The sequence below is a fragment of the Sulfitobacter litoralis genome, assembly GCF_900103185.1.
Classification (GTDB): domain Bacteria; phylum Pseudomonadota; class Alphaproteobacteria; order Rhodobacterales; family Rhodobacteraceae; genus Sulfitobacter; species Sulfitobacter litoralis.
The window spans coordinates 26,005-49,060 of the sequence record NZ_FNJD01000025.1 but is presented as its reverse complement, the minus strand read 5'-3'; the positions used below and the strand labels follow the sequence as shown (position 1 = coordinate 49,060).

The 23,056-nt window shown below is 58.1% G+C and carries 21 protein-coding genes; 8 read left to right on the top strand and 13 right to left on the bottom strand.

The features are described 5' to 3' along the window. Positions 1 to 33 precede the first annotated feature (33 nt). Both BLQ98_RS15925 and BLQ98_RS15920 read left to right on the top strand, forming a co-directional pair. The gene (locus tag BLQ98_RS15925) at positions 34 to 1,737 is read left to right on the top strand and encodes a hypothetical protein (RefSeq protein WP_093734238.1); all 1,704 of its coding nucleotides are present in this window, start codon (positions 34 to 36) and stop codon (positions 1,735 to 1,737) included. Next, positions 1,734 to 2,381: a DUF3726 domain-containing protein gene (locus BLQ98_RS15920; RefSeq protein WP_093734237.1), complete on the top strand. Its 648-nt coding sequence runs from the start codon at positions 1,734 to 1,736 to the stop codon at positions 2,379 to 2,381. The genes BLQ98_RS15925 and BLQ98_RS15920 overlap by 4 nt, the downstream gene beginning before the upstream one ends. Positions 2,382 to 2,527: 146 nt before the next feature. Here the strand turns inward: BLQ98_RS15920 and BLQ98_RS15915 are convergent, their stop codons facing one another. Beyond that, on the bottom strand, positions 2,528 to 3,982 hold the full coding sequence (locus tag BLQ98_RS15915; protein ID WP_093734236.1) for a sensor histidine kinase: 1,455 nt from the start codon (positions 3,980 to 3,982) through the stop codon (positions 2,528 to 2,530). 325 nt (positions 3,983 to 4,307) lie between these two features. Next, on the bottom strand, positions 4,308 to 5,285 hold the full coding sequence (speB, locus tag BLQ98_RS15910; protein ID WP_093734235.1) for an agmatinase: 978 nt from the start codon (positions 5,283 to 5,285) through the stop codon (positions 4,308 to 4,310). Positions 5,286 to 5,486: 201 nt separating this feature from the next. On the opposite strand from speB, the gene BLQ98_RS15905 reads away from it, so the two are divergent. Next, complete coding sequence (locus BLQ98_RS15905) at positions 5,487 to 6,875, top strand: NAD-dependent succinate-semialdehyde dehydrogenase (RefSeq protein WP_093734234.1); 1,389 nt, start codon at positions 5,487 to 5,489, stop codon at positions 6,873 to 6,875. Next, positions 6,875 to 8,281 (top strand): dihydrolipoyl dehydrogenase, encoded by a 1,407-nt coding sequence (locus tag BLQ98_RS15900; RefSeq protein WP_093734233.1) that lies wholly within the window; start codon positions 6,875 to 6,877, stop codon positions 8,279 to 8,281. The genes BLQ98_RS15905 and BLQ98_RS15900 overlap by 1 nt, the downstream gene beginning before the upstream one ends. 16 nt (positions 8,282 to 8,297) lie before the next feature. Here the strand turns inward: BLQ98_RS15900 and BLQ98_RS15895 are convergent, their stop codons facing one another. Further along, complete coding sequence (locus BLQ98_RS15895; RefSeq protein ID WP_093734232.1) at positions 8,298 to 9,203, bottom strand: LysR family transcriptional regulator; 906 nt, start codon at positions 9,201 to 9,203, stop codon at positions 8,298 to 8,300. A gap of 100 nt (positions 9,204 to 9,303) precedes the next feature. Between BLQ98_RS15895 and BLQ98_RS15890 the strand changes: the two genes are divergently transcribed. The 3 genes from BLQ98_RS15890 (at position 9,304) to BLQ98_RS15880 (ending at position 12,037) form a co-directional block, all read left to right on the top strand. Continuing rightward, entirely contained in the window at positions 9,304 to 10,299 is a 996-nt protein-coding gene (locus tag BLQ98_RS15890; protein WP_093734231.1) for a zinc-binding alcohol dehydrogenase family protein, read from the top strand. A gap of 301 nt (positions 10,300 to 10,600) precedes the next feature. Then, positions 10,601 to 10,906, top strand: a complete 306-nt coding sequence (locus BLQ98_RS15885; RefSeq protein ID WP_208596082.1) for a Dabb family protein — start codon at positions 10,601 to 10,603, stop codon at positions 10,904 to 10,906. Then, the gene (locus tag BLQ98_RS15880; protein WP_093734230.1) at positions 10,907 to 12,037 is read left to right on the top strand and encodes an aminodeoxychorismate synthase component I; all 1,131 of its coding nucleotides are present in this window, start codon (positions 10,907 to 10,909) and stop codon (positions 12,035 to 12,037) included. It begins immediately after the preceding gene. Positions 12,038 to 12,075: 38 nt separating this feature from the next. On the opposite strand, the gene BLQ98_RS15875 is transcribed toward BLQ98_RS15880, so the two are convergent. The 9 genes from BLQ98_RS15875 to hmgA all read right to left on the bottom strand — a co-directional run bounded on the left by BLQ98_RS15875 (position 12,076) and on the right by hmgA (position 20,991). Further along, positions 12,076 to 13,386 (bottom strand): TRAP transporter large permease, encoded by a 1,311-nt coding sequence (locus BLQ98_RS15875; RefSeq protein ID WP_093734229.1) that lies wholly within the window; start codon positions 13,384 to 13,386, stop codon positions 12,076 to 12,078. Further along, positions 13,379 to 13,774 carry a TRAP transporter small permease gene (locus BLQ98_RS15870; protein ID WP_237273479.1) on the bottom strand — a complete coding sequence of 132 codons (396 nt, stop codon included), beginning with the start codon at positions 13,772 to 13,774 and terminating at the stop codon, positions 13,379 to 13,381. The genes BLQ98_RS15875 and BLQ98_RS15870 overlap by 8 nt, the downstream gene beginning before the upstream one ends. 59 nt (positions 13,775 to 13,833) lie before the next feature. Beyond that, positions 13,834 to 14,853, bottom strand: coding sequence for a TRAP transporter substrate-binding protein (locus BLQ98_RS15865; RefSeq protein WP_093734227.1), 1,020 nt, complete (start codon positions 14,851 to 14,853; stop codon positions 13,834 to 13,836). A 76-nt stretch (positions 14,854 to 14,929) separates the two neighbouring features. Then, positions 14,930 to 15,112 (bottom strand): DUF2783 domain-containing protein, encoded by a 183-nt coding sequence (locus BLQ98_RS15860; RefSeq protein WP_093734226.1) that lies wholly within the window; start codon positions 15,110 to 15,112, stop codon positions 14,930 to 14,932. Between the two features lie 2 nt (positions 15,113 to 15,114). Further along, positions 15,115 to 16,740: an FAD-dependent oxidoreductase gene (locus BLQ98_RS15855; RefSeq protein WP_093734225.1), complete on the bottom strand. Its 1,626-nt coding sequence runs from the start codon at positions 16,738 to 16,740 to the stop codon at positions 15,115 to 15,117. 23 nt (positions 16,741 to 16,763) lie between these two features. Continuing rightward, positions 16,764 to 17,714, bottom strand: coding sequence for an MBL fold metallo-hydrolase (locus BLQ98_RS15850; RefSeq protein WP_093734224.1), 951 nt, complete (start codon positions 17,712 to 17,714; stop codon positions 16,764 to 16,766). A gap of 12 nt (positions 17,715 to 17,726) precedes the next feature. Then, entirely contained in the window at positions 17,727 to 18,983 is a 1,257-nt protein-coding gene (gene fahA / locus BLQ98_RS15845) for a fumarylacetoacetase (protein ID WP_093734223.1), read from the bottom strand. Further along, positions 18,980 to 19,633: a maleylacetoacetate isomerase gene (maiA, locus tag BLQ98_RS15840; RefSeq protein ID WP_093734222.1), complete on the bottom strand. Its 654-nt coding sequence runs from the start codon at positions 19,631 to 19,633 to the stop codon at positions 18,980 to 18,982. Before maiA ends, fahA begins: the two co-directional genes overlap by 4 nt. Next, entirely contained in the window at positions 19,630 to 20,991 is a 1,362-nt protein-coding gene (gene hmgA, locus BLQ98_RS15835; protein WP_093734245.1) for a homogentisate 1,2-dioxygenase, read from the bottom strand. The genes maiA and hmgA overlap by 4 nt, the downstream gene beginning before the upstream one ends. Before the next feature lie 207 nt (positions 20,992 to 21,198). Between hmgA and rlmF the strand changes: the two genes are divergently transcribed. Next, the gene (gene rlmF / locus BLQ98_RS15830) at positions 21,199 to 22,116 is read left to right on the top strand and encodes a 23S rRNA (adenine(1618)-N(6))-methyltransferase RlmF (protein ID WP_093734221.1); all 918 of its coding nucleotides are present in this window, start codon (positions 21,199 to 21,201) and stop codon (positions 22,114 to 22,116) included. Positions 22,117 to 22,178: 62 nt separating this feature from the next. Here rlmF and BLQ98_RS15825 read toward each other — a convergent pair whose 3' ends face one another. Further along, positions 22,179 to 22,958, bottom strand: coding sequence for a potassium channel family protein (locus BLQ98_RS15825; protein ID WP_093734220.1), 780 nt, complete (start codon positions 22,956 to 22,958; stop codon positions 22,179 to 22,181). Positions 22,959 to 23,056 lie beyond the last annotated feature (98 nt).

Sequence of the window (23,056 nt, the reverse complement as noted above, 5' to 3'; positions counted from 1 at the left end):
GAGACTATGATATCATCCAGGAGGAGGCACGTGATGAAACATGACCAGCTTAACCCCGATTGCGTCGCCTTGCGCCCGGCTGAAACCGTGATGCGACTGGCGCGGATGGGATCATTTCACCAATCACGGCTGTCCTTCATGCGGGTGCTCCTGCGGCGGCTCAAGGCTGAGAACTGGCGCTTTGAGCGCCGCGCCTTCGAGATCGACGAGAACAGTGTTGGCCATGCGGTCTATACCATGCACGGACCTTCACACAGCTACAGCCTTGTCGCTTTTGCCCATGATCTGCCCCCCGAGCAACGTTCCGACCGTGTGATCGCTACCGCTTGGGACACGACCTTTGCCCTATTTGATGGCCTGCCCACTGAGGCCGACATCACCCGCCTGTCACAGAATGTCCCGCTGCAAGAGGCTGGGCGCGTCACAACCTCCGAGCTCACAGTCTCCCGCGCGAACCGTTCGGTGCGGCTGTTCGATCACGTCGTTGATTGTCTGAGCCGGGGCGAACAACCGGAAGCGGCGGATGTCGACGCGGTGGGCTATCTGATGCGAACCACGGCGGTTTACGGCTCCGGCAAGCTTGGTGCTGCCGACCGCGAGAGCATCGCCGATCGCCCTGAGTTCGCCGCGCCCTTCCAAGCCGAAATGCTGACTGTTTTCTTGATTCGAGGCTTCGTGCTGGACCTTGTTGAACATCTCGCTGCGCGCAAGGGCGGGGCCGGGGCCGTGAAGCTCGATCCTGCCATGCGCCGCCACTTTGGCATCGGCAATTCCACCGGCCTTGGTATGGCGCCTTTCTTACTGAACCACCCCATCCTGCTCAACAACTGGATCAAGGCCCGCGAGACCGCACTGGCCCGCGTGCGCTCCTTGCCGGTCATCTCTACCACGGAAACCGAGGCCTTTTTGACCATGCTCCGCCGCGGCCGGCGTAATGTGGACGACTGGCATTCCGAGCATCCGTTGCAATGCGACAAGATTGATGGGCTGAAGGCTGACCTTGATCGGCTTGACGCACATCTGGCCAGCGGCGCGCTCACGGCGCCCATGCCATGGGATGCGCTCTACCGCTGGGCCGAGGGCGCGCTGAGCTTTGAGGGGCAAGAGCTTCTCGTGGCGCTGATGATGGAGCCTTACGGTGCACTTGTCGACGATCTGCCCAACCAGATGAGCGCGGATGAGGGCGCTGGGTTCCGCATCGACGGCAGCATGACCGCGGCCCAGTTGCGCGGCATCCTTGAGCGTGACTATGCTTGGGCGCTCAAGATCGACTGGGACAGCCCCGAGAGCCAAGCCAAGGCATGGTATGTCTCCATCGAGAAGCTCGAGCCGCGCCTTGGTGAGCGGCATCTGGAGCCGGTCGCCCCCTATGAACAACCACTGGCACCGGGACGGGATGCGGCGTTGTTGTTCAGGGCACTTGACGATGAGGCCGATCAGACCCGCGTGGCGGATTTTCTGCTGCGCCATCCGGAGCATCGTCACATCCTGCGCCGCGTGCAGATCGTCGCCCGCCATCCCTATGCCGAGATCCGTGACAACACCGTCAGCGCTGATATCCTGCCCATCGACTTGCTGCGCGCCAAACTGTCCTTTTTCGGGGCCTGCCATTTCGACCCGCGCTCAGACCGGTGGGTTCGGATCAATATGTTCCGCAATGCGCCATTCCCGCATGAGTTGGCCGAGATGGAGTTCGCGGGCTGGACCTATCCTGCTCTGGTGGAGGTGCCGGTATGATCTGCTCGCTGAATGAAATCGAAGCCCTCGCACGCAAGGCCGCGCGGGGCGGCGGCATGAGCTGGGGGCTTGCCGAGGAGGCCGGCAAGGCCGTGCGCTGGCTCAGCGATAATGGGTTCCCGGGGCCGTCGTTGCTTGCTGAATTGCTGCGGCAGAACGATGGTAAAACCTATTCCGAACTTGCGGTGCAGCAGGGGAATGACGGTGTTCTCCGCGCGCAAAGCGGTCTGCTTTGTCCGATCATCGCCGGGGCACTGATCTGCGATCAGGCCGACGATCTGAAGGGCGGGGCAGAATTGCGGCTTGGCAATGTCGCGGTGCCTTTGCTGTTGGCCCCCTTTGCCAGCGAAGCCGCCCGTTCCGCCGGGGTCAGCATTGCGTTGGAATGGAGCGGGGTGAAGCTCAATCTCGGCGGTGCCGCGCCTGGTGGGGAAGGTGCTGAGGCTGCTTTGCGCGTGGCTTCCACAGAAACGGTCACCTTGTCCCGCGCCATTCGACCGGCAGACGGGACGGTTCGGCCATGCTCTGATCGGGATGTATCAAGCGAGACAATGCAATCGCTGGAAAACTACGCGCAGCGCACCTATGCCCCTGCCACTGCCGAAAGCCGCGCCGGGGCGGGGGCCGGGCAAGAGAGCGACTAGCAGTGTTCTCGCGGGGCAATTGCGCGGACATGGGGTGCGGGGGCAACCTTTCCACCTTCGATGGGGACCAGCCATAGCAATCAGGCGGTTTTATTTACGTCTTTTTCGCCGCGCTAGGGCTCGCCGCGTGATCGAAAAGAGAAGGATTAGGCGGCGTCTTGCAACGGCAGCCGCTTATCTTCGATGCCGATAGGCACGACGAAGTAGAATTCGCTTCCGACACCCTCGACACTGGTCACGCCGATATCGCCGCCGTGGGCCACGATTATGCCCTTGGAAATGGCCAAACCCAGTCCGGTTCCGCGGTGTTTTCGCGTGTCTGATGAATCGACTTGGGTAAATTTGTCAAAAATTCTCGCGCAGTCGTCTGGTGAGATGCCGCAGCCAGAGTCCGCAACAACGACCCGCACCGCCCCGGTTTCCGCTCTGACCGACACGAAAACCCCTCCATTTCTCGGTGAGAATTTGACAGCGTTTGAAAGCAAGTTGCGAACCACCTGGGCTATTCTGTCAGGATCCACATTGCCGATAATCGGTCCGTCATCCCCTGTATAGAAATACTCTACCTCTTGTTCCGTATCATAGGACATCATGGTCTCGATTTCATCTTTTACGATGGTGACGATATCCGAAGGGCGCTTGGACACCTCAAGGTTTCCTGTATCTATTCTCTCGAAATCCAAAAGATCGTTCACGAGCAAATTTAAAATATTCGAATTTTTTGCTGCCATCGCGACCAATCTTTCTGCGGGGGCCGACAATTCAATTATTTTTCCAGATTTCAGCATTTCAAGGGAGCCTTTTATCGATGTTAAAGGCGTCCGTAATTCATGGCTGACCGTCGAAATAAACTCGCTCTTGCTTTTGTCAGAGGCCATTGCGCGTATCTGGGCGAGCCTCAATCGTTCATTGTTGTATTTAAGCCGCCGGAACATAAGCCATAAGCCAGCCGATGGGATGGAGAGTGCCAGCAGGATCATACCGGCCATCAGCACAGCGACGAAGGCGTATTCAACGCGCACAGCCGCCGTTTTGCTTGTTTGGTCCATGTAGGTCTCAGCGATCGCGACCAATCGCCCGCTGTCATATACTGGCAAATAGGTTTCGCTATATAAATCGGGGCGATTGGGCTTCGACCGCCCGTTCTCTACGGTAGTATAGGCCTCGCCGGTTTTCACAACGGATGCGGCAATTGCATTGTGCTTGCCCAGACTTTCACCTGTGGCGGCGGGATCATCGGATTCAAAGCGGAGCACACCATCGGGGCTGAAAATTTTGAAACGGAAGACACCGCCAAAGCTGGCGAGATCACGGAACGCATCCCAATGTTCCGGTTCAATCCGCTGCCCGTCAGCCAAGGCAGCTATTTCTGGAACCTGCTTTACCGCAAATTCCGCCCACTCGAGCGACCGCCGGGACGCATCACGTTCCACCCCATGGTGAACCATAACGATGGCGATCTGATAGGTCATGAACGCCAATAAGATAAAAAACCCAAGAGTAACGGCTATGATGGCTTTCGGATCAATACGTGCGGGCACAGGTGCTGTTGGGGCCGTAAGGCCGTTTGCGCTGTGGGGAGTGCTGTTAGATTTTCTCATGCACTTTTCCTGATGTCCAAACGTCGCTTTTGAAGGGAATTCAAAGCCCTGCCGTTTAGCATAAAATTTTACGCTTCTGCGCTACTAAGTAACTTAACCAGCTTTTTTGCTAGTAGGCGAATTAGGCAAAATTGAGGCCCATTAGGTGCTTACTCTGGGCATCTGGTGGATCCTGCGCTCCACCAGACACGCTGACATGGACAGCCCGCGGTCAGCGAGCTGTCATATCAGCGGATCTGAGAACGGTTGTGGGCTGGAACTCAGCATCTCAGTCGTGAGGGGATCGTTCTAGCCGCTGAAAGCTAGATATATCAGGGGCGGTCCATCAGGCTGATGTCTGCTTTTTATTGTGGAAAATGAACCCGATGAAGTTCAGCAAAAGCTGTGCGGCCAAGATCTGCGTGCTTTCAGAAGGGTCATAAGCTGGGGCGACTTCAACCAGATCAATGCCCACCACATCGCCCCGCTTGCTGAGACCTTGAAGGATTTCTAATACGTCATAGTAGTGGAATCCGCCATGACTTGGGGTGCCCGTGCCCGGCGCGATGGACGGGCAAAACGCATCAATATCAATTGTGACGTAATAGCGAGCACCTTCCGGAATCCGCTCGAGTACCGACTGCGTGCCAAGCGCGCGCACTTGTCGCACAGATAGGATATCGGATCCCCGTGCGCGCGCATCAATGTAGCCTTCTCTTGCGGTGGAGGACACGTTGCGGATGCCCAATTGGGTCATGCCGGATACATAGTCCCTTTCTATAGCGCGGCGCATCGGGTTGCCGTGCCCGTCGGTTACGCCCTTGCGTTCATCGACGAAATCAAGATGAGCGTCGATCTGCACCACATGGATCGGGCCGTTTTCGGCACAATTATCTTCAAAGGCTTTGATGCAAGGAATGTTGATCGAATGGTCGCCACCAATGGTCACGGGCAGGGCACCAGCGTCGAGAATTTTCTTAACCCCATAGGCAATACTGGCGTGGCTTTCGTCAGTTTTAGTATGGATGATATCGGCATCCCCGATGTCGACGATCCGCACAGACGCATCCAGATACGTCGCGTCGTCTTCGTGATCATAGGCACCGGCATGACCAAAGCTGAAAAGCGTGGATGCCTCACGAATAGAACGCGGACCGAACCGCGCCCCTGCGCGGTACTGACACCCGAAATCAAACGGTGCTCCTAGTACCGCAACATCAGCGTCGATCTTGTCCCAATCCTGCACGTAGGGCTTCTTGCCAAAAGTTGCGATCCCGACAAAAGGCAGGTCGAGCCGCCCCGTTTCATAGCCATGTGATGACATATTTTATTCACCTTCAATTGTTTGTTTTTAAAGGGCCGTGCGTTTTATCATATATCGCTTCCACCAAAACAGGGCCGGAACCCTCGGAGGTTTCAATCTGCTCTCCATAATGTGCGCGCAGCATAGTCGCACACAAGGAACGAAAGCAGACAGGACACGTTGTTTCCATACAATTCATTTGAAATTACTGCGGAGGCATTCATGACCGGCCAGATCACCACCATCAATCCAGCGACAGAGCAAACTCTGGAAACCTACACCCTCATGACCAACGATGAAGCGCGAGACGCCGTGCGTGGTTGCCATGATGCTTTCCTCGACTGGCGGCTGAAATCGACAAAGGATCGCGCCGAGATCATCCGAGCTATCGGCAAGGAACTTTCCAACAGCAAAGAAGATTTTGCCCAGCTCATGACTCGCGAGGTCGGCAAGCTGATCGGCGACAGCCGCGACGAAATCGATCTGTGCGTGCAAATCTGTAACTTCACTGCTGATCACGGACCTGACGCGCTGGCCGACGAGGAACGCGATATTCCCGGTGGCACGGGTGTCGTCCACTATGCCCCTCTGGGTGTCATTTACGGTATCCAGCCGTGGAACTTCCCCTGCTATCAGGTGGTGCGCTATGCAATCTCCAACTTGATGACCGGCAACGGGGTGCTTCTCAAGCACGCGGAAAACTGTACCGGGTCGGGGCTTTTCCTGCGTGATCTGATGGAGCGAGCAGGCCTTCCAAAGAACCTCTTTACGGTGCTCTTGATTGACCACGACCAGTCCGATCTGGTTATTGAAAACGATCTGGTGCGCGGCGTGACCCTGACAGGCAGCGATACCGCTGGCCGGACCGTGGCGCAGAAAGCGGCGGAGCAGCTGAAAAAGTCCGTGCTCGAACTTGGATCGAACGACGCTTACATCGTTCTGGACGATGCCGATATCGATCTCGCGGTGGATACTTGTGTCACGGCGCGGATCTACAACAACGGCCAGACCTGCGTGAACGGTAAGCGCTTTATCGTCACGGCGAAAAATTACGACGCTTTTGTCGAGGGCTACACCCAGAAGATGAAAGCGATCAAGATGGGTGATCCGACGGACGCCGACATCGGTCTTGGACCAATGGCGCGCAACGATCTGCGTGACAAGCTGGCGGAGCAGGTGGCAGAAAGCATCAAAAAAGGCGCGCGCGCCGTGGTCGGAGGCGAGACACCGGACCGCAAGGGTGCCTATTACCCCGCGACCGTGCTGGTCGACGTGAAGCCTGGCCAGCCCGCCTATGACGATGAGCTGTTTGGTCCCGTCGCTTCCGTGATCCGCGCCGAGAACGACGAAGACGCCATGCGCATCGCCAACGACAGTCGCTATGGCCTTGGTGGTGGTATCTTCAGCCGTGACGAGGCGCGCGCACGCAAGCTGGCGAGCGAGCAGTTCGATACCGGTATGATCACGCTCAACGGGTACAATATTGCGCTTCCGAACATGCCATTCGGCGGTGTGAAAAACTCGGGCTACGGGCGCGAGCATGGCGGCTTTGGCATGAAGGAGTTCGTCAACGCCAAATCGATTTATATGACGGATCAAGAGGCGAAGTGATGGCGCATCATGACACCGATGTCGCCATCATCGGGGCCGGCACTGCCGGCCTCGCTGCCGAGCGGAGCGCGCGTCGCGATGGCGCGCGCACTCTCCTGATTGACGACGCCTTCCGTGGCACGCTGTGTGCAAATACGGGCTGCATGCCGTCCAAGCTTCTTATCGCTGCGGCAAACGCGGCGCATAATGCCCATGGCACGGGCGTATTCGGTGTTAATGTGGGTCACGTCGAGGTCGACGGGCAGGCGGTGCTAGAACGCGTCCGCCGCGAGCGCGACAAATTTGTGAAAGCAACGCGTGCTTCGTTTGACAAACTTCCGGCTGGAACCTGCATTCAGGCGCGCGCGCATCTTGCCGGTCTGAACGCACTCACCCTCGACAACGGTGACACGGTAAGCGCCAAGTCGATTGTGATCGCGACCGGATCTTATGCGCGCATCCCCGAGCCGTTCGAAGGCCTCGGCGATCTTGCCCTCACCAACGAGAGCGTGTTCGAGATGAATGATCTCCCCGGCTCGCTTGCTGTGATCGGGGGCGGTGCGATCGGGCTGGAGCTGGCGCAGGCTATGTCGCGGCTTGGTGTCGAAACGGTCCTTTTTGATCAAGGCGATACACTCGGCGGCGCGCGGGATTCAGACGTGCAGGCCGCAGTTGTCAACATCATCGGGGAGGAGCTTCCGCTCCATCTTGGCGTCGACCTGAATGTCGAAAAACTCGATGGTCGCGTGCAACTGTCGTGGTCCGGTGCCTCTAGCGGCAAGCGCGCGTTCGACCGCGTTCTCGTCGCGACAGGCCGTCCGCCTGCCTTTGAGGGACTCGGGCTTGACGCGGCAGGGCTTGAGCTTGATGAACATGGCGTGCCGGTCTTTGACCGCACCACGATGCAATGCGGCGACACGTCCGTTTTTATCGCGGGTGACGTGAACGCTGACGCGGCCGTGCTGCACGAGGCAAGTGACGAGGGAAACGTGGCAGGGAGCAACGCCGCTGCCTATCCGTCGATAAATGCCCACCCGCGTATGCCGACCTTCACGCTAACCTTTAGCGATCCGCCGCTCGCCATACTCGGCGAGGGTCCGGATGAGGACACATTAACCGGCTGTGCCTCCTATGCAGATCAGGGCCGTGCCAAAGTCGAAGCGCGCGCGAAGGGTCTTGTCCGGCTTTATGCTACGCCTGACGGGCGTCTGACCGGCGCCGAATTGTTTTGCCCCGGTGCCGACCACATGGCGCATTTGCTTGTTCACGCGATCCAGCGTGGCGAGACGGCAAGCGACCTGCTGAATATGCCCTTCTACCACCCAACCCTTGAGGAAGGCCTGAAATCGGCGCTGCGCGAGATCTGTGCCGCAACGCCAGCCGCCCCGCCAAGCGGACGTGGGTCCGACGATCCACCGGGGGCCTGACCCTTAGGTTCGGCGGTCAGTCGCCCCACTCGGTGCGGATGGCTAAACTATCGATCAAAAAGTCGATCAAGATCCTTGTTTTCGGGGTGAGCACGTTCGAGCGGGGATAGGCCAGCCACAAAACCGAATTGTCGTTCAGCTTCCATTTCGGCAACATCCGTATCAGGCGGCCCGAGGCAAGCTCGTCAGTGACGCTCCAGAGCGAGTTGATTGACACGCCTGCACCCGCAAGGGTCACTTCGCGCTGCGCGTCGCCGTCGTCTACGATGGTGCGGCAGTTCATACATGTCGGATCAAGAAGCGCGGTCGCCCCCTCGGGCCCGATCAGTTCGCGTGGCTCTAGGTCTTTCCAAGCGGTAAAACGATGCCCCTCAAGCTCTGCCGGGGTCTGCGGTGCGCCATGTGCTGCGATGTATTCAGGGGAGGCGCATAATACGCGGGTGTCCTCCGCCAGCTTGCGCCCCTTGAGGCTGCTGTCTGTCAGGGGCGCGCTGCGAAGGGCAAGGTCAAAGCTGCCCTCGATCGCATCGAAACGGGTGTCGGAAAGGCGGAGGTCCAGCGTCAAATCGGGGTATAATGCGTGGAACCTGGGTAACAATGGCATGATATGCCGCTGCGCAAAACTGCTCGGCGCGGCAAAGCGCAACGTGCCCTTCGGGCTGGTTTCACTGCCGCCAAGGACGGCTTTGGCTGCCTCTGCCTGCGCCAGAATCTCGCGTGCATAGGGTAGGAAATCGGACCCCTCGAGGGACAGCGACACCTTGCGCGTGGTCCGGTGCAGCAGCTCGACACCAAGCTCGTGCTCTAATTTGGCGAGCCGTGCGCTGGCCACCGCCGGCGCAAGACCAAGATCGCGTCCAGCGGCAGAGATATTCAACCTATCGGCGGCCATCACAAAAAGGCGCAGGTTATCAGTGTCCACGGCATTATCTCCAGAATCAGAATAATTAACTCTGAAAACTGCTGTATTTTTACGGTTTCGCAAGGGCTATCTGTCTTTCAGCAGAAAAAAGGATCAACTCATGAAAGCCATCGGCTACAACGCGGCGGGCAACGCAGACACGCTCGAAATTATTGAAATGGACCAGCCAGTGGTCGGACCACGCGATCTTTTGGTCGCGGTCGAGGGGATCTCGGTCAACCCGGTGGACGTCAAACTGCGCGCCGGCGTAGAGCCTGAAGGCGCTGCGCGCGTGCTTGGGTTCGATGCGGCTGGCGTCGTCACTGAAATCGGCAATGAGGTGACAGGCTACAAGGTCGGCGACGCGGTTTATTACGCTGGTGATGTCACCCGCGCCGGTACCAACGCCGAATTTCATGCGGTGGACGAACGGATCGTGGGGCGCAAGCCTGCCAGCCTTGATTTCGTCGAGGCCGCCGGACTGCCACTTACATCCATCACCGCTTGGGAAATGCTGTTTGACGCCTTTCGCTTGACCGAGGGGGGCGGCAGTGGCCAGACGCTACTGGTCATCGGCGGTGCCGGAGGGGTGGGATCGATTTTGATCCAACTCGCCAAGGCGTTGACGGGGCTCACGGTTATTGCAACTGCCTCGCGACCCGAAACGCAGGACTGGGTGCGCAAGATGGGAGCGGATCACGTGGTGGACCACCGTGGCGATCTGGCTGCGCAGGTGGCTGACCTTGGTCTTGTCCCCACCTATGTCGCCGCGCTGACCGCGACGGACCAGCACTGGCCCGCGATCATCGACCTGATCGCCCCTCGCGGGCAGATCGCCTTGATTGATGATCCCGAAGCTCTCGACATCAAGGCGGCAAAGCCCAAGGCTTTAAGCATCCACTGGGAATTCATGTTCACCCGCTCGATGTTCGGCACTGAAGATATCGGTGCCCAGCGGGACCTGTTGAACCGTGTCGCCGAGATGATCGATGCAGGCACCCTGCAATCCACCGTCACCGAAAGAGGAGACAACCTGACCGTTGACGCCCTGCGGGCCGCCCATCTGAAGCAAGAAAGCGGCCGCGTGATCGGTAAGCAGGTGTTGGGCGGCTTCTAAGTCGGCACTGACTGAAGGGCAGGGGTGCTGGAACCCGATGCCCCTGAACAAGGCCGTGATGTGATGTCACGGCCTTGAGCCGTATCGCAACTGGTCAAGGGGGCACGTGGGTAATATGCGGCCTATGGCCTTGCATCGCGAGGCCACGGTCCAGGCGTTTGCTGCGGCGCGCAATGATGGGTGCATGCGTGGCGGCTGCCAGTATTGTGTTGCCGATGGTCTCGTGAGATGAGCAGCAGCGACGGGAACAGCATGTACCCCACCCGAAGTCCCACCGCTAACCGTGCATAGGAACAGTCAAATGTCAGACAAGAAATCTAACGGCCAGATCATTCGTCATGTCGTGTTTTTCAGCAGCAAAGACGCCAAAGATATTGACCAAATTGTCGAAGGTCTGTCCATGCTCGGCACCATCCCATCAGTGAAGCATTTCGAGGTTTCGCGGAACCGGAATGAAGATCGCTTTGCCAATGATGTTGATGTGATCGTCTATGCCGAGTTCGAGAATGAGGCTGCGTTGAAGGCGTATCGGGCGCATCAGATATACCAAGACTGTATCGACATTGTCCGCCCGCTGCGTGAAATGCGTATCGCAGCTGATTTCTAAATGGCACATTCCGCGCAAGGTCCGTCGATCCTGTTTGACCGAGGGCCACTTGGAACCGGCTCTTGGTTTCATAGACCGGCACATATCATCGAGGCGTGGCACCCCGACGAGGTGGCCGATGCCCTGCGCGCGGTAGAGACCGAACACAAAGCCGGAAAATGGCTCGCAGGGACCGCGTCCTACGAACTGGGCTATGCGCTCATTCCGAAACTGCGCGGCAGATTGCCGGCAGACCTGGGTGAACCGTTGCTGCGCTTTGGCGTCTTTGATCGGTTTGATACGCCGCCCGCGCCGGTTGCGACAGGCGACGCCAGCCTTGGACGTTTCAAACCGGAGTGGGATTTTCCAACCTACAAGACGGCGTTTGATACCATTCAGCGCTACTTGCGCGACGGGGATATCTATCAGGCCAATCTGACGTTCCCTATGACGGCGACTTACGAGGGCCGTCTTGATCGTCTTTATGAGCAACTGAAACAAAAACAGCCCGTGCCCTACGGTGCCTTTGTTGATCTTGGCGGCGCAAAGCTGTTGTGTCGTTCGCCGGAACTGTTTTTCTCGCTTTCGGCCCAAGGCCAGCTGCGCACCCGTCCCATGAAGGGGACGGTCAACCGTGGCGCGGATGCTGCAGAAGATGAAGCGCTCAAGACGTGGCTGCGTGCGTCCGAGAAAAATCAGGCCGAAAACCTGATGATCACGGATCTTTTGCGAAATGATTTCGCCCGTATTTCAGAGATAGGCAGCGTTCGGGTGCCGGCCCTGTTCGAGATCGAAAGCTATGCGACAGTGCATCAGATGATCTCGGAGGTGACGGCGACGATCCGTCCCGACTGCACACTGACTGATATCCTGACGGCTGTTTTCCCCTGCGGGTCAATTACAGGTGCGCCAAAAATCCGCGCGATGGAGATCCTTTCGGATCTCGAAACGACGGCCCGTGATGCCTATTGCGGCACGATCGGATGGATTGCGCCCGATGGGTCGATGGAATTCAATGTCGCCATCCGGACCTTGGCCTGCACCGCCGACGGTCAGGCAAAGCTGAATGTCGGCGGCGGGGTCGTGTACGATAGCACCGCCCAAAGCGAATATGACGAAGCGCTGCTGAAATCGCGGTTCGCCCAGCTATAGGGCGATTAGCGGCCCCGTGCCTTGTCGCTTGAGGCAGGCTAGGTCAGCAGGACAAGCGAGATCGACGGGACCGCCAAGAGCAGCGCCAGTCGTACGATGTCGGCAATCCAGAACGGCAATACGCCGCGAAAGATTGTGCTCAGCGAAACGTCCTTGAGGACAGAACGCAGGACAAAGACATTCATACCGACAGGCGGTGTGATCAAGCTGATCTCGGTCACGACGACAACGATCACCGCAAACCAGATCAGAACAAGTTCTGGGTCGCCCAATACACCGCCGCCGAAGTCCAGCTGGCTCACAACCGGATAGAACACAGGAACGGTCAGCAAGATCATCGACAGGCTTTCAAAGACGCAGCCCATGATCAGATAGATCGCGACCATGATAAAGATTACGCCCCATGCGGACAGGTCATACGTGTAGACCAGATCGACCAAACCATCGGGCAACCCTGCAAAGTTCACAAACGCCGAGAAAATTTCGGCACCGATGATGATCGCAAAAATCATACCCGACGATGACACGGTCTGGCGGCAGGCATCGACGAAACCGCTCCAGTTCAGTCCCCGGATAAGCAACGCAAGGACGAGCGAGAAAATGGCCCCCATGCCAGCGGCTTCGATCGGGGTAAAGAACCCGCCATAGATGCCGCCCATGATGAAGACAAACAGACCCAATGTGCCAAATACGCCGATACGATCCTGTTTCGTCATCGGTTTCGACTGCGTCACAGGCGGGGCAAGATCGGGCTTTAGCCTGACGGCGACCACTACGGCGGCCATATACAGAATGATCCCGAGCAGCCCTGGCAGAAGCCCCGCAATAAACAGCTTGCCGATGTCGCTTTCGGTCAGAAGACCGTAGATAATCAGGATCACGGAAGGCGGAATGAGGATCCCGAGCGTCCCGCCCGCAGCGATCGCACCGGAGGCGAGGCTATCGGAATAGCCGAATTTTCGCATCGGTGGCATGGCGACGCGGCTCATCGTGGCTGCGGTCGCAAGTGATGATCCCGAGACCGCAGAAAACCCGCCGCAGCTTAGGATCGTGGCAAGGGCCAGCCCGCCTTTCATACGACCGAACAACCGGTCAGCACCGGCAAACAACCCGTGCGCGATGCCCGATTGCGCCAAGATATTGCCCATAAAGATGAACAGGGGCACGACGGATAGCGAATAGCTGAGCCCGGTTTCGAACACCGCATTGCCCACCATGGCGCCAGCGGCATTCCAGTCACGCATGAGGCCAAAACCGATGCCGCCCACCAGCGACATCGCAAAGGCAATCGGCATCCGCAAAAAGATGAGACCCAGGAGAACCAGGATCCCGACGGTCGATTCAATCATTCTTGGCAGTCCCTTTTATGATCCCATAGGTCGCCGCAAGCAGACACATGAAGGCACCAAGCAGCGCAAGCGGCGCATAGGGGACGCCCCAGGCCACCGACCGTGCACCATCACTTGCCTGCGCTTGGCTGAGCAGCCCCAAGCGCCACGCAAAGAACAGCAAGGTCCCCGCGCACAAGATCGCGATGACCAGCGAAAGCGCGTGTTGCAGCCGGGCAGGCAGGAAGCTCGTGGCGATGTCGACATCCACGTGTTCCCCCGCGCGACTTACCAGTGGCAGCGCGGTGAATACGAGGGCGGCCAATAGGATTTCGGTCAGTTCGAACGCCCCCTTCAAGGGCGCGTTCAAGAAATATCGACCAATTACATCAAGGCCCGTGACGGTCATCAGACCAAGGAGAAGTGCGATTGAACACACTTCAAGTCCCCGGCCCAACAAACGCATGATCATTGAGCAACACCAGAGATTTCGCGCAGACGTGCCAACGCGGCGCGCCCGTCAAATTCGCTGCCAAGGCTTTCTGCCCATGTTGCCTCTAGGGCGGTTGCCGATGTGCGCGCAGCGTCAAGAACCGCGTCAGGTGCGGCATAGACCTCGATACCGGCTTCTTCGATCTCGACCACGGCCGCTGCGTCCGCCGCGTCCCATGCCGCGCCAACCCGCTCTGCAAAAGCAACACCCGAGATAGCGTCAATCGCGGCTTGATCTTCGGCGCCGATGCCGTCCCATTTCTTTTCGTTCATCACCAGAAACCACGACGTGTTATAGATCCCGCCCGGAACGGTCATCGAATACTTGATGTCGTCTGTCAGGTTGAATGCGGTCAGGGCCTCGTAGGTAAAGGCCGCGCCGTCGATCACGCCGCGCGACAGTTTCTCGTAGACCTCGGTAGAGGACATGAACAACGGCGTCGCACCGAGGTCTTCCACGAATTCGGCAATATAGCCGCCGGGGACGCGCATCTTCAGGCCGCTAAAATCTTCGGGCGTTTCAATGCGGCGCACGTTGTTGTGCAGTAGTCCGGGGCCATGGACGAACAGGCTGAGCAGATGGGTGCCTTCGTGATCGTCGCGCGCGCCCAGATCTTCGGTGTAGACGGTCCAGAACGCTTGCGATGCGGTCACGGCGTCGTCACCAATAAAGGAGAACTGTCCGACCTGGGACGCATCGAAACGATCGTCTTGGCTAAAGCTGTGCAGCCCATAGGTAATGTCGGCAATGCCGTCTTTCGCCATGTCAAAATGCGCCGGTGGGCTGCCCAAGGCACGGCCCAGAACCCGCACGGTAACACGGCCTTGTGTGACCTCTTCGACCTCCTTGGCCCAAGGTTTGATGGCGTTGACCACGATCGGGTGGCGCGGTGGCAGCCAGCTGGACAACACCAGTTCGGTATCCGCGAAGGCTGGCACAACAGCTGTGCCCGATAGCAATGCGCTGATCAGCGCGATGGATGTGAATTTAGTCATGAGTATTCCCCCCTTTGGGTTGTTTCAACGCGGCCTCCCTGCCGCGATGTTGCGATGTCCGATGTTTCGAACGGTGTTACTTTGCGGCGTTCAACGCGGCGCGCAGGATCGCCCTGTCGCCCACGTGGTTGGCCAGAATAAGGATCAGCCGCGCATTGAACGCGTCACTTTCGTCCTTGCTCAGCCCGCTGTGCGCCCCAAGCAGCTCATCATAAAATCCGTCGGGATCTTTGATATTCGGGTTCAGATTGAGTACCATGTTCACTGCCCTCTTCCTGTCGCAATGCGCACACCGGACTGGATGTCGGCAGCGCTGGCTACTGCCCAACGGGCCGCGACATGTTGGTCCGGGCGGATCAGATAAATGCCGCTGGGGGCTTCGCCCAAATAGCGCGCGGCGATCGCGCCGCTTACGTCGTCGCGGCCGGTATCCAACGTCACGGTTTTCAGTGTGATCCCGTCAACATCCGCAAGCTGCGGCACCTCTGTGTCGATCGCCAGAACGGTAAAATCGCCCCCCAGAACATCCAGCAAGAACCCGTCTTTCAGGGGGGCGTCACTGCAATTTGCACCGACCCGGCTGACCGTCGGGCCGTTCAGCGCATCGGGCCCATTCAACGACAGACGTTCATAGCTGCAAGGCAGCGACAGTCGACCGGAATTCACCATAACCCGCGCGAAAGAATGGTCATGGGCAAGCTCGAGCACAGCGTCACGGAAGATTTTGCTCATCTCGGTCTTGGGGGTCAGGAAATCGGTCGCTCGGGTCGAGTTCAGAATGTTTTCATCTGCACCGTGGACCCGTTCTTCTGAATAGCTGTCCAGCAGCGTATCGGGGGCAAGACCTTTGACCACCAGATCAAGCTTCCAAGCCAGATTGTCCGCATCCTGCACGCCGGAATTCGCGCCGCGTGCGCCAAACGGCGACACTTGATGCGCGCTATCGCCCGCGAACAGCACGTTCCCATGACGAAACTTCTCCATGCGTCGACATTGGAATGTGTAAATCGAGGTCCATTCCAGTTCGTACTCGGCATTTTCGCCCAGCATCGCATCCACACGTGCACGGATGTTTTCAACGCGAAGCTCTTTGGCGCGGTCAATGTCCCACCCAAGCTGGAAATCAATACGCCAGATATCGTCGGGCTGTTTGTGCAGCAGGGCAGAGGCGCCGCTGTCTTTGAAAGGGGGGGCAAACCAGAACCAGCGTTCGGTCGGAAAATCAGCCTTCATTTTGACATCGGCAATGAGGAAGTTATCCTCAAAGACGCGCCCCTCAAAGCTGAGCCCCAGCATGTCGCGTGTGGGCGAACGCGCCCCATCACAGGCAATCACCCAATCCGCCTCAAGCTGGTAGGGGCCATCGGGCGTATCGACGTCAATCAGCACATGATCGCCGTGCTGCGACATACCAGTGACCCCATTGCGCCCGCGGATTTCGATGGGCGCGCCTTGCGACTGTGCCACGCGAATTTCCTCTACGAGGTGTTTTTCGAAATAGGGTTGTTGTAGATTGATAAACGCAGGTGCCTTGTGCCCGTCTTCGGGCGACAGGTTGAATTCGAACACGCGTTTGTCGCCGTGGAACACCTTGCCGACGTTCCACACGACGCCCTTGTCGACCATTCCCTTGGCTGCCCCCAGACGGTCGCAGATTTCAAGCGTGCGTTTGGCAAAGCAGATGGCGCGACTGCCTTGCCCGACGCCTTCGTGGTCATCGAGCACCAGAACAGGTGTACCCTTGCGCCCAAGATCAAGGGCCGTTGCCATCCCCACAGGCCCGCCCCCGACGATCACCACAGGGTGTCGTCGAGGTGCCAGATCTTGATCTGCGACCTTTTCGTAAGGGTACAGTTTGAACGCGATGTCGTAGCGGACGTCGACCATGAGTAATCCTCCCAGACTTGGCCTTAGCCCTGCAACTGCGCCCACATTTCCAGATCGCGTTTGTCGGTCCAGATACGGGGGTGCCAGATACCACGGGCCTCGTCGAAGGCGCGGCTTACGTTAAACGGCAAGCAGTGTTCATAGATCGCGTAGTCGTGGAATTTCGGATCACATTCGGCGCGCACGGCATCCCATGCGTCTTTCAATGTGCCGCCCTTCATGGCGACCCGTTGTGCGGGTTTGTATGTGCTTTCGACGAAGTCACGCGTGCTCTCAATCGCCCGTTCAACAGCGTCTTTGCCGATCAATGCCGCCCCGCGACCCGGTGCGATGGCATCGACATCATAGGCTTTGATATTATCAAGCGTCTGGCCCCAATCGCCAAAATACCCGTCACCACAATAGCACGCGGAATGGTCTTCGACGATGTCGCCGGTGAACATCACATTCTGGTCGGGCACGTGGATAACCGCATCACCTGCCGTATGCGCACGACCGATGTGTTTGATATCAACGCGACGTTTGCCCAGATAAACGGTCATGCTGTCGTTAAAGGTGGTCGTCGGGTAGGTGAGGCCGGGGATTGATTCATGGCCTTCAAACAGACGTGGGAAACGCTGGAATTCACTGTCCCAATCTTCCTGACCGCGCTCTTCGACCATGGCGCGGGCGGCGTCCGACATGATGATCTGATCCGCGCCGTAAGCCGACGCACCCAACACGCGCACGGCGTGATAGTGGGTCAGCACCACGTGGCTGATCGGCTTGTCGGTGACTTCGCGCACCTTTTCGATGACCTTATTGGCCAAGCGCGGCGTTGCCTGCGCTTCGACGATCATGACGCTGTCGTCGCCGATGATGACGCCCGAGTTCGGGTCGCCCTCGGCTGTGAAGGCCCACAGACCCTCTCCGACTTCGTCGAAGGTGATTTTCTTTTCGGACAGATCCCCTTGGGATGCGAATGCTTTTGCCATTGTTTTGGTCCTTTATGTGGGGAATTTAACGGCGGGACGGATCGTGCCTTCGCACGTGCCGAACCCGATTTGATACCCATCGCCCTTCGCGCCACCGCGCAGGATCAACGTATCGTTGTCTTCGATGAATGTGCGGGTCTCGCCGGTGTCGAGCGTGAAGGGGTCGCGCCCCGCCCAGCTCAGCTCCATCAGGGACCCGTATTCGGATTTATCTGGCCCCGAGATCGTACCGGAGCCCAGCAGATCACCAGAGTTCATGCCGCAGCCGCCGCTGGCATGGTGGCACAGCTGTTCGGCGGCGGAATAATACATCCGGCTATAGTTGGTTTTTGACAGGGACGTTGCCTTGGCGGCCCCTTCGGGTTGCATCAGAACTTCAAGCTCGATGTCGAACAAGCCGTCGATGGTGCTGTCGAGATACGGCAGCAGTTCCTTTTCACGCGCTGGTGTCGCCGTCCGGAAGGGATCAAGTGCCGCCGCAGTGACGATCCACGGAGAGATCGACGTGCCGAAGGCCTTGCCCTGAAACGGGCCAAGCGGCAGATATTCCCAGCCCTGAATGTCGCGGGCAGACCAGTCATTCAATAGCACATAGCCAAAGATCATCGCATCCGCCTGATCGACCGTGATCGGGGTGCCAAATTCACAAGACGTGCCGACGATCGCGCCCATCTCAAGCTCGATATCCAACCGTTTAGAGGGGCCGAAGGACGGCACATCGGCGTCAGGAGCCTTGGATTGGCCATTGGGGCGATGGATGTCGGTGCCAGAAACAACAACTGAAGATGCGCGACCGTTGTAGCCCACCGGAATGTGCAGCCAGTTGGCCGGCAGATCTGGCGACCCGCGCAGGATCGCGCCCATGTTCTGTGCGTGCTGACGGCCCGCATAGAAATCGGTGTACTCGGATACCATCAGCGGCATATGCAGTCGCGCATCCGCAAGCGGCACAAGGTAGGGTTCAATCGCCGCCTGATCCGCCGACCCTTCGGCCAGCATTTCGTGCAGCCGTGCGCGCAGCTTGGCCCAGATGTCGGGGCCCAGCTCCATCACATCATTCCAGAATGGCAGGTCGAAGGCGGCGTCGTCGTCCAGATGGATCAACTCTGCTGTTTCAAGCGCTGCCATATCAAGGATCATATCGCCAATCGCGACCCCGCAGCGGGCGTCTTCGTCGCCGACCGAAAATACGCCGTAGGGCAGATTGTTCAGAGGGAAGGGTGTGTCGGGCGTGTTTGCGCTGGTTACCCAGCTTTTCATCAATGTCATGTGGCTACTTTCGCGTCGGTCCGATTGTCGGGCTGAGTGTCGGGATGCGCATCGGCGATGGCCGGGATATTCAGGCAAAGCCTTTCAATACGCGCGGTTTTGGGGAAGTGCGTCAGGTCAACGCCCCAACGATGGGCATTATAGACCTGAGCCGTGATGCAGATATCGGCGATGTTGGGGGCGTCACCAAAGGCAAAGCTGTCGCCGGCTGGCAGCATGGCCTCGAGCGCTGCGAACCCTTCGTTCATCCAGTGGCACATCCAATCGGTCGCCTGATCGGGCGTCGCACCAAAACGGGTCCTGAGCTGCCCGATCAGACGCAGATTGTTCACAGGATGAATATCAAGCGCGACAGTATGTGCCACCGCCATTACCTGCGCCCGCAGCAAAGCATCAGCGGGGATCAGGCGCGGTTCGGGCCATGTCGCATCAATATACTCGAGGAGCGCCATCGACTGGGTCAGCGCCGTGCCGTCCTCTAGCACCAAGGTTGGCACGCCCTTGCCGGCGTTCAACGCAACATAATCGGGCGCGCGCTGATCGCCAGCAACGAGGTCAACCGGCACCGCGTCATACGCCAGCCCCTTAAGGTTCAGCGCTGCGCGAATGCGGTAGGATGTGGTCGATCGCCAGTAGGAATAGAGTTTCATTTCTTACCCGGCGTCCCGTCGAACTTCTTTTCGATGTCGGCCCAGCAATCGATATAGTCATCCTGCAACGGTGCCTCATGGCTGGCGAATTTTGTCAGTTGCTGCGGGAAACGGGTCTCGAACATGAACGACATCGTATTATCGAGCTTTTCGGCCTTGAGAACCGCGTTGGACGCCCCCTCAAAGGCGTTCCGGTCCGGCCCGTGGGGCAACATCATATTGTGCAGGCTGATGCCGCCGGGGATGAACCCTTTGGGCTTGGCATCGTATTGGCCGTAAATATTGCCCATCAATTCGGACATGATGTTCTTGTGGTACCAAGGAGGACGGAAAGTATCTTCGGCGACCATCCAGCGTTCGCGGAACAGGACGAAATCGATGTTCGCGGTGCCTTCTTGCCCAGACGGGGCGGTCAGAACGGTGAAAATCGAAGGATCAGGATGATCGAACAACACTGCGCCTACGGGGCAGTAGGTGCGCAGATCGTATTTCATCGGCGCGTAGTTTCCGTGCCACGCCACCACATCCAGCGGCGATTGTCCGATCTTGGTTTCGTGAAATGCGCCGCACCATTTTACAGTTACGGTCGATGGTACTTCGCGGTCTTCGAACGCGGCCACGGGGGCCTTGAAGTCACGCGGGTTGGCCATGCAGTTGGCACCGATGGGCCCCCGCCCGGGCAGTTCGAACTTCTGCCCGTAGTTTTCACAGACGAACCCGCGGCACGGACCTTCAAGGACTTCGACACGGTAAACCAACCCGCGCGGAATAATGGCGATCTCTTGCGGCGCGACGTCGATAATTCCCAGCTCGGTTGAAAAACGCAAACGGCCTTCTTGCGGGACGACCAGCATCTCGCTGTCGGCGGAAAAGAAATACGCGTCGATCATGGAGTCTGTCACAAGATACACATGCGTCGCCATGCCAATCTGTGTGTGGACATCGCCTGCGGTCGTCATCGTGCGCATGCCCGTCAACCATGTCAGCGGCGTGTCGCTGTGCGGCAGCGGGTCCCAGCGGTATTGGCCAAGGCTGGTCACCTCGTCCACGATATTGGGTGCGGATTTCCAATGCGGCAGATTAATCTTCTCGTAGCGATGCGAATGTTTGACCGATGGACGAATACGGTAGCACCACGTGCGCTCGTTCTGATGGCTCGGTGCGGTAAAGGCCGTCCCGCTCAGCTGTTCGCCGTACAGGCCATAGTTACATTTTTGTGGGCTGTTCATCCCTTGGGGCAGGGCATCAGGCAGCGCTTCGGTTTCAAAATCATTGCCGAAACCGGGCATGTATCCCGCGTGCGGCCCTGCAAGGGAGGGGGCCTGGGTCATGCGGGCTGGATATTTTTTATCAGTCATCGTCGCCTCCATGGGTCCGGTTCTTCGACTGCGTAAAGGTTGCGTTTGTAACTAACAACGGTTTTTTGGGGGAGAGTGAAAAATAATTGCCCCGCTGGATTGCCCGAGGGGCGGGGGCTTTCGCTTTGGTTTTACTCTGGGGGCGCATGGGCGTAAGACGGGCGCAGAGCTTTGCTTCTTTCCCACCCCTTCAAAAAAGGCTTCTCGATGGCCACCAAGACCAATCTACACCCCCGTAACCCGCATAAAGAGGGCTATGATTTCGCGCGCTTGGTCGCTTGCCTCCCTGAATTGGAGCCCTTCACGACCCGCAACCCCGCGGGTGAGACCACCATTGATTTTCGGGATGTGGCAGCTGTTCGCATGCTGAACCGGGCGCTGCTCAAGTCGCACTACGATGTCGAGGTCTGGGATCTTCCCGCCAATTATCTTTGTCCCCCGATTCCGGGGCGTGTCGATTATATCCACCATCTGGCGGACCTGCTGGCGCGCAGTAACGGGAACGAAATTCCGCGCGGGGCGAAGATCAAGGCGCTGGATATCGGGACCGGTGCCAGCTTGGTCTACCCCCTAACCGGGCAGAGCGCCTACGGCTGGCACTTTACCGGCGTGGATATCGACCCTGTGGCGCTTGAATCTGCGCATCAGATTTGCCGCGATAACACTCTGGATGTGGACCTGAGGCTGCAACCTGCCCGTGAAGATGTCTTTAACGGTGTGATAAAGCCCGACGACCGTTTCCACGTCAGCCTGTGCAACCCGCCTTTTCACGCCTCGATGGAAAAAGCCGCCAGAGGCACCCAGCGAAAATGGGCCAATCTTGGCAAGGGACGTTCTGCCAAGCTCAACTTCGGCGGACAAAACGCCGAGCTTTGGTGCCCGGGCGGCGAGATAAAGTTCATCGCCAATATGGTCGACCAAAGCCGAGCCTATGCCGATCAATGTCTGTGGTTCACGTCGCTCGTGTCGAAAAAGGACAATGTGCAAACGCTGTATAAAATCCTGAAAAAGGCCAAAGTGGCCAACTGCGACGTTGTCGAGATGGCGCAGGGGCAGAAAACAAGTCGGTTTATCGCGTGGTCCTTTATCAGAAAAGACCAACGCCCAGCCTTTATGAAAGCTTAAAGGCGATAGGGGGGAGCGCCGTACGGTCGGGTCGAACCCGCTGCCCGTTCGACCTGCGCTGCCTAACCGCTGGTGTCGCCTTTGGTCTCGATCTTGAGCGTGGTGCCGCAATGCTTGCAGTGTACAGCATCAGACTCGTGGCGGCTTAGCCCGCATTCCGGGCAGGTGTGTTTCACCTTGGCGGGCTGAAAGATTGTACGCGCCAGCTGCACAAAAAGCGCGACGCCGACCACCATAATGAAAACCGACAACAGCTTGCCGCCCGTCGTGGTCAATGTGATGTCGCCAAAGCCTGTCGTTGTAAGCGTTGCCACAGTGAAATAGAGCGCATCGACATAGCCCGCGATGCCTGCATCCCCATCAAAGGTCAGGACGAAAACCAGCGACGTGATGACAAAGATAAAGACCAGCAGGTTCACCGCCGCAAGGATCGCATCCTCGTGTTTGCGAAAGAACATGCTTTCACGCCTGAGATCGTACAATAGATGGTACGCATGGATCAGTCGAAGCCCGCGCAGCACCCGCAAGAACGCAAAGCTTTCGGCCATCAGCGGCGCAAGCACCAGCGAAATCACCACCACAAGATCGGCTAGCGTATAGATGCGCATCAGCTCTTTGCGCAGGTTTGTCGAAATCCACAGACGCGCGGCAAGATCGAGAACGATGAACACGCCAAAGATCGCGTTTAGCGTGACGAAAAGGGGCGTCGCAGTAAGGGCCGCAGTGGTGATAAAGTAGACGATCGAGATTGAATCAAACAGGATCAGCCCATAGCGGAATCGCCGCGCGCGGGCGCTGCGACCGTCGTACAAAGATTTAAGCGTGCTGCGAAGATCGTCCATCGGGTCAACTTGTTATTGGTTTCGGGGACGGTCACACGACATGCCGCTGCATGTCAAACTGGCGCAACTGCCGCCAATATCAATGGCTTGCGTTTGCG

Coding starts and splice junctions, on each gene's coding strand:
- BLQ98_RS15925 (WP_093734238.1), top strand. CDS start 34: ATGAAACATGACCAGCTTAACCCCGATTGCGTCGCCTTGCGCCCGGCT.
- BLQ98_RS15920 (WP_093734237.1), top strand. CDS start 1,734: ATGATCTGCTCGCTGAATGAAATCGAAGCCCTCGCACGCAAGGCCGCG.
- BLQ98_RS15915 (WP_093734236.1), bottom strand. CDS start 3,982: ATGAGAAAATCTAACAGCACTCCCCACAGCGCAAACGGCCTTACGGCC.
- speB (WP_093734235.1), bottom strand. CDS start 5,285: ATGTCATCACATGGCTATGAAACGGGGCGGCTCGACCTGCCTTTTGTC.
- BLQ98_RS15905 (WP_093734234.1), top strand. CDS start 5,487: ATGACCGGCCAGATCACCACCATCAATCCAGCGACAGAGCAAACTCTG.
- BLQ98_RS15900 (WP_093734233.1), top strand. CDS start 6,875: ATGGCGCATCATGACACCGATGTCGCCATCATCGGGGCCGGCACTGCC.
- BLQ98_RS15890 (WP_093734231.1), top strand. CDS start 9,304: ATGAAAGCCATCGGCTACAACGCGGCGGGCAACGCAGACACGCTCGAA.
- BLQ98_RS15885 (WP_208596082.1), top strand. CDS start 10,601: ATGTCAGACAAGAAATCTAACGGCCAGATCATTCGTCATGTCGTGTTT.
- BLQ98_RS15880 (WP_093734230.1), top strand. CDS start 10,907: ATGGCACATTCCGCGCAAGGTCCGTCGATCCTGTTTGACCGAGGGCCA.
- BLQ98_RS15875 (WP_093734229.1), bottom strand. CDS start 13,386: ATGATTGAATCGACCGTCGGGATCCTGGTTCTCCTGGGTCTCATCTTT.
- BLQ98_RS15870 (WP_237273479.1), bottom strand. CDS start 13,774: ATGACCGTCACGGGCCTTGATGTAATTGGTCGATATTTCTTGAACGCG.
- BLQ98_RS15865 (WP_093734227.1), bottom strand. CDS start 14,853: ATGACTAAATTCACATCCATCGCGCTGATCAGCGCATTGCTATCGGGC.
- BLQ98_RS15860 (WP_093734226.1), bottom strand. CDS start 15,112: ATGGTACTCAATCTGAACCCGAATATCAAAGATCCCGACGGATTTTAT.
- BLQ98_RS15855 (WP_093734225.1), bottom strand. CDS start 16,740: ATGGTCGACGTCCGCTACGACATCGCGTTCAAACTGTACCCTTACGAA.
- BLQ98_RS15850 (WP_093734224.1), bottom strand. CDS start 17,714: ATGGCAAAAGCATTCGCATCCCAAGGGGATCTGTCCGAAAAGAAAATC.
- fahA (WP_093734223.1), bottom strand. CDS start 18,983: ATGACATTGATGAAAAGCTGGGTAACCAGCGCAAACACGCCCGACACA.
- maiA (WP_093734222.1), bottom strand. CDS start 19,633: ATGAAACTCTATTCCTACTGGCGATCGACCACATCCTACCGCATTCGC.
- hmgA (WP_093734245.1), bottom strand. CDS start 20,991: ATGACTGATAAAAAATATCCAGCCCGCATGACCCAGGCCCCCTCCCTT.
- rlmF (WP_093734221.1), top strand. CDS start 21,199: ATGGCCACCAAGACCAATCTACACCCCCGTAACCCGCATAAAGAGGGC.
- BLQ98_RS15825 (WP_093734220.1), bottom strand. CDS start 22,958: ATGGACGATCTTCGCAGCACGCTTAAATCTTTGTACGACGGTCGCAGC.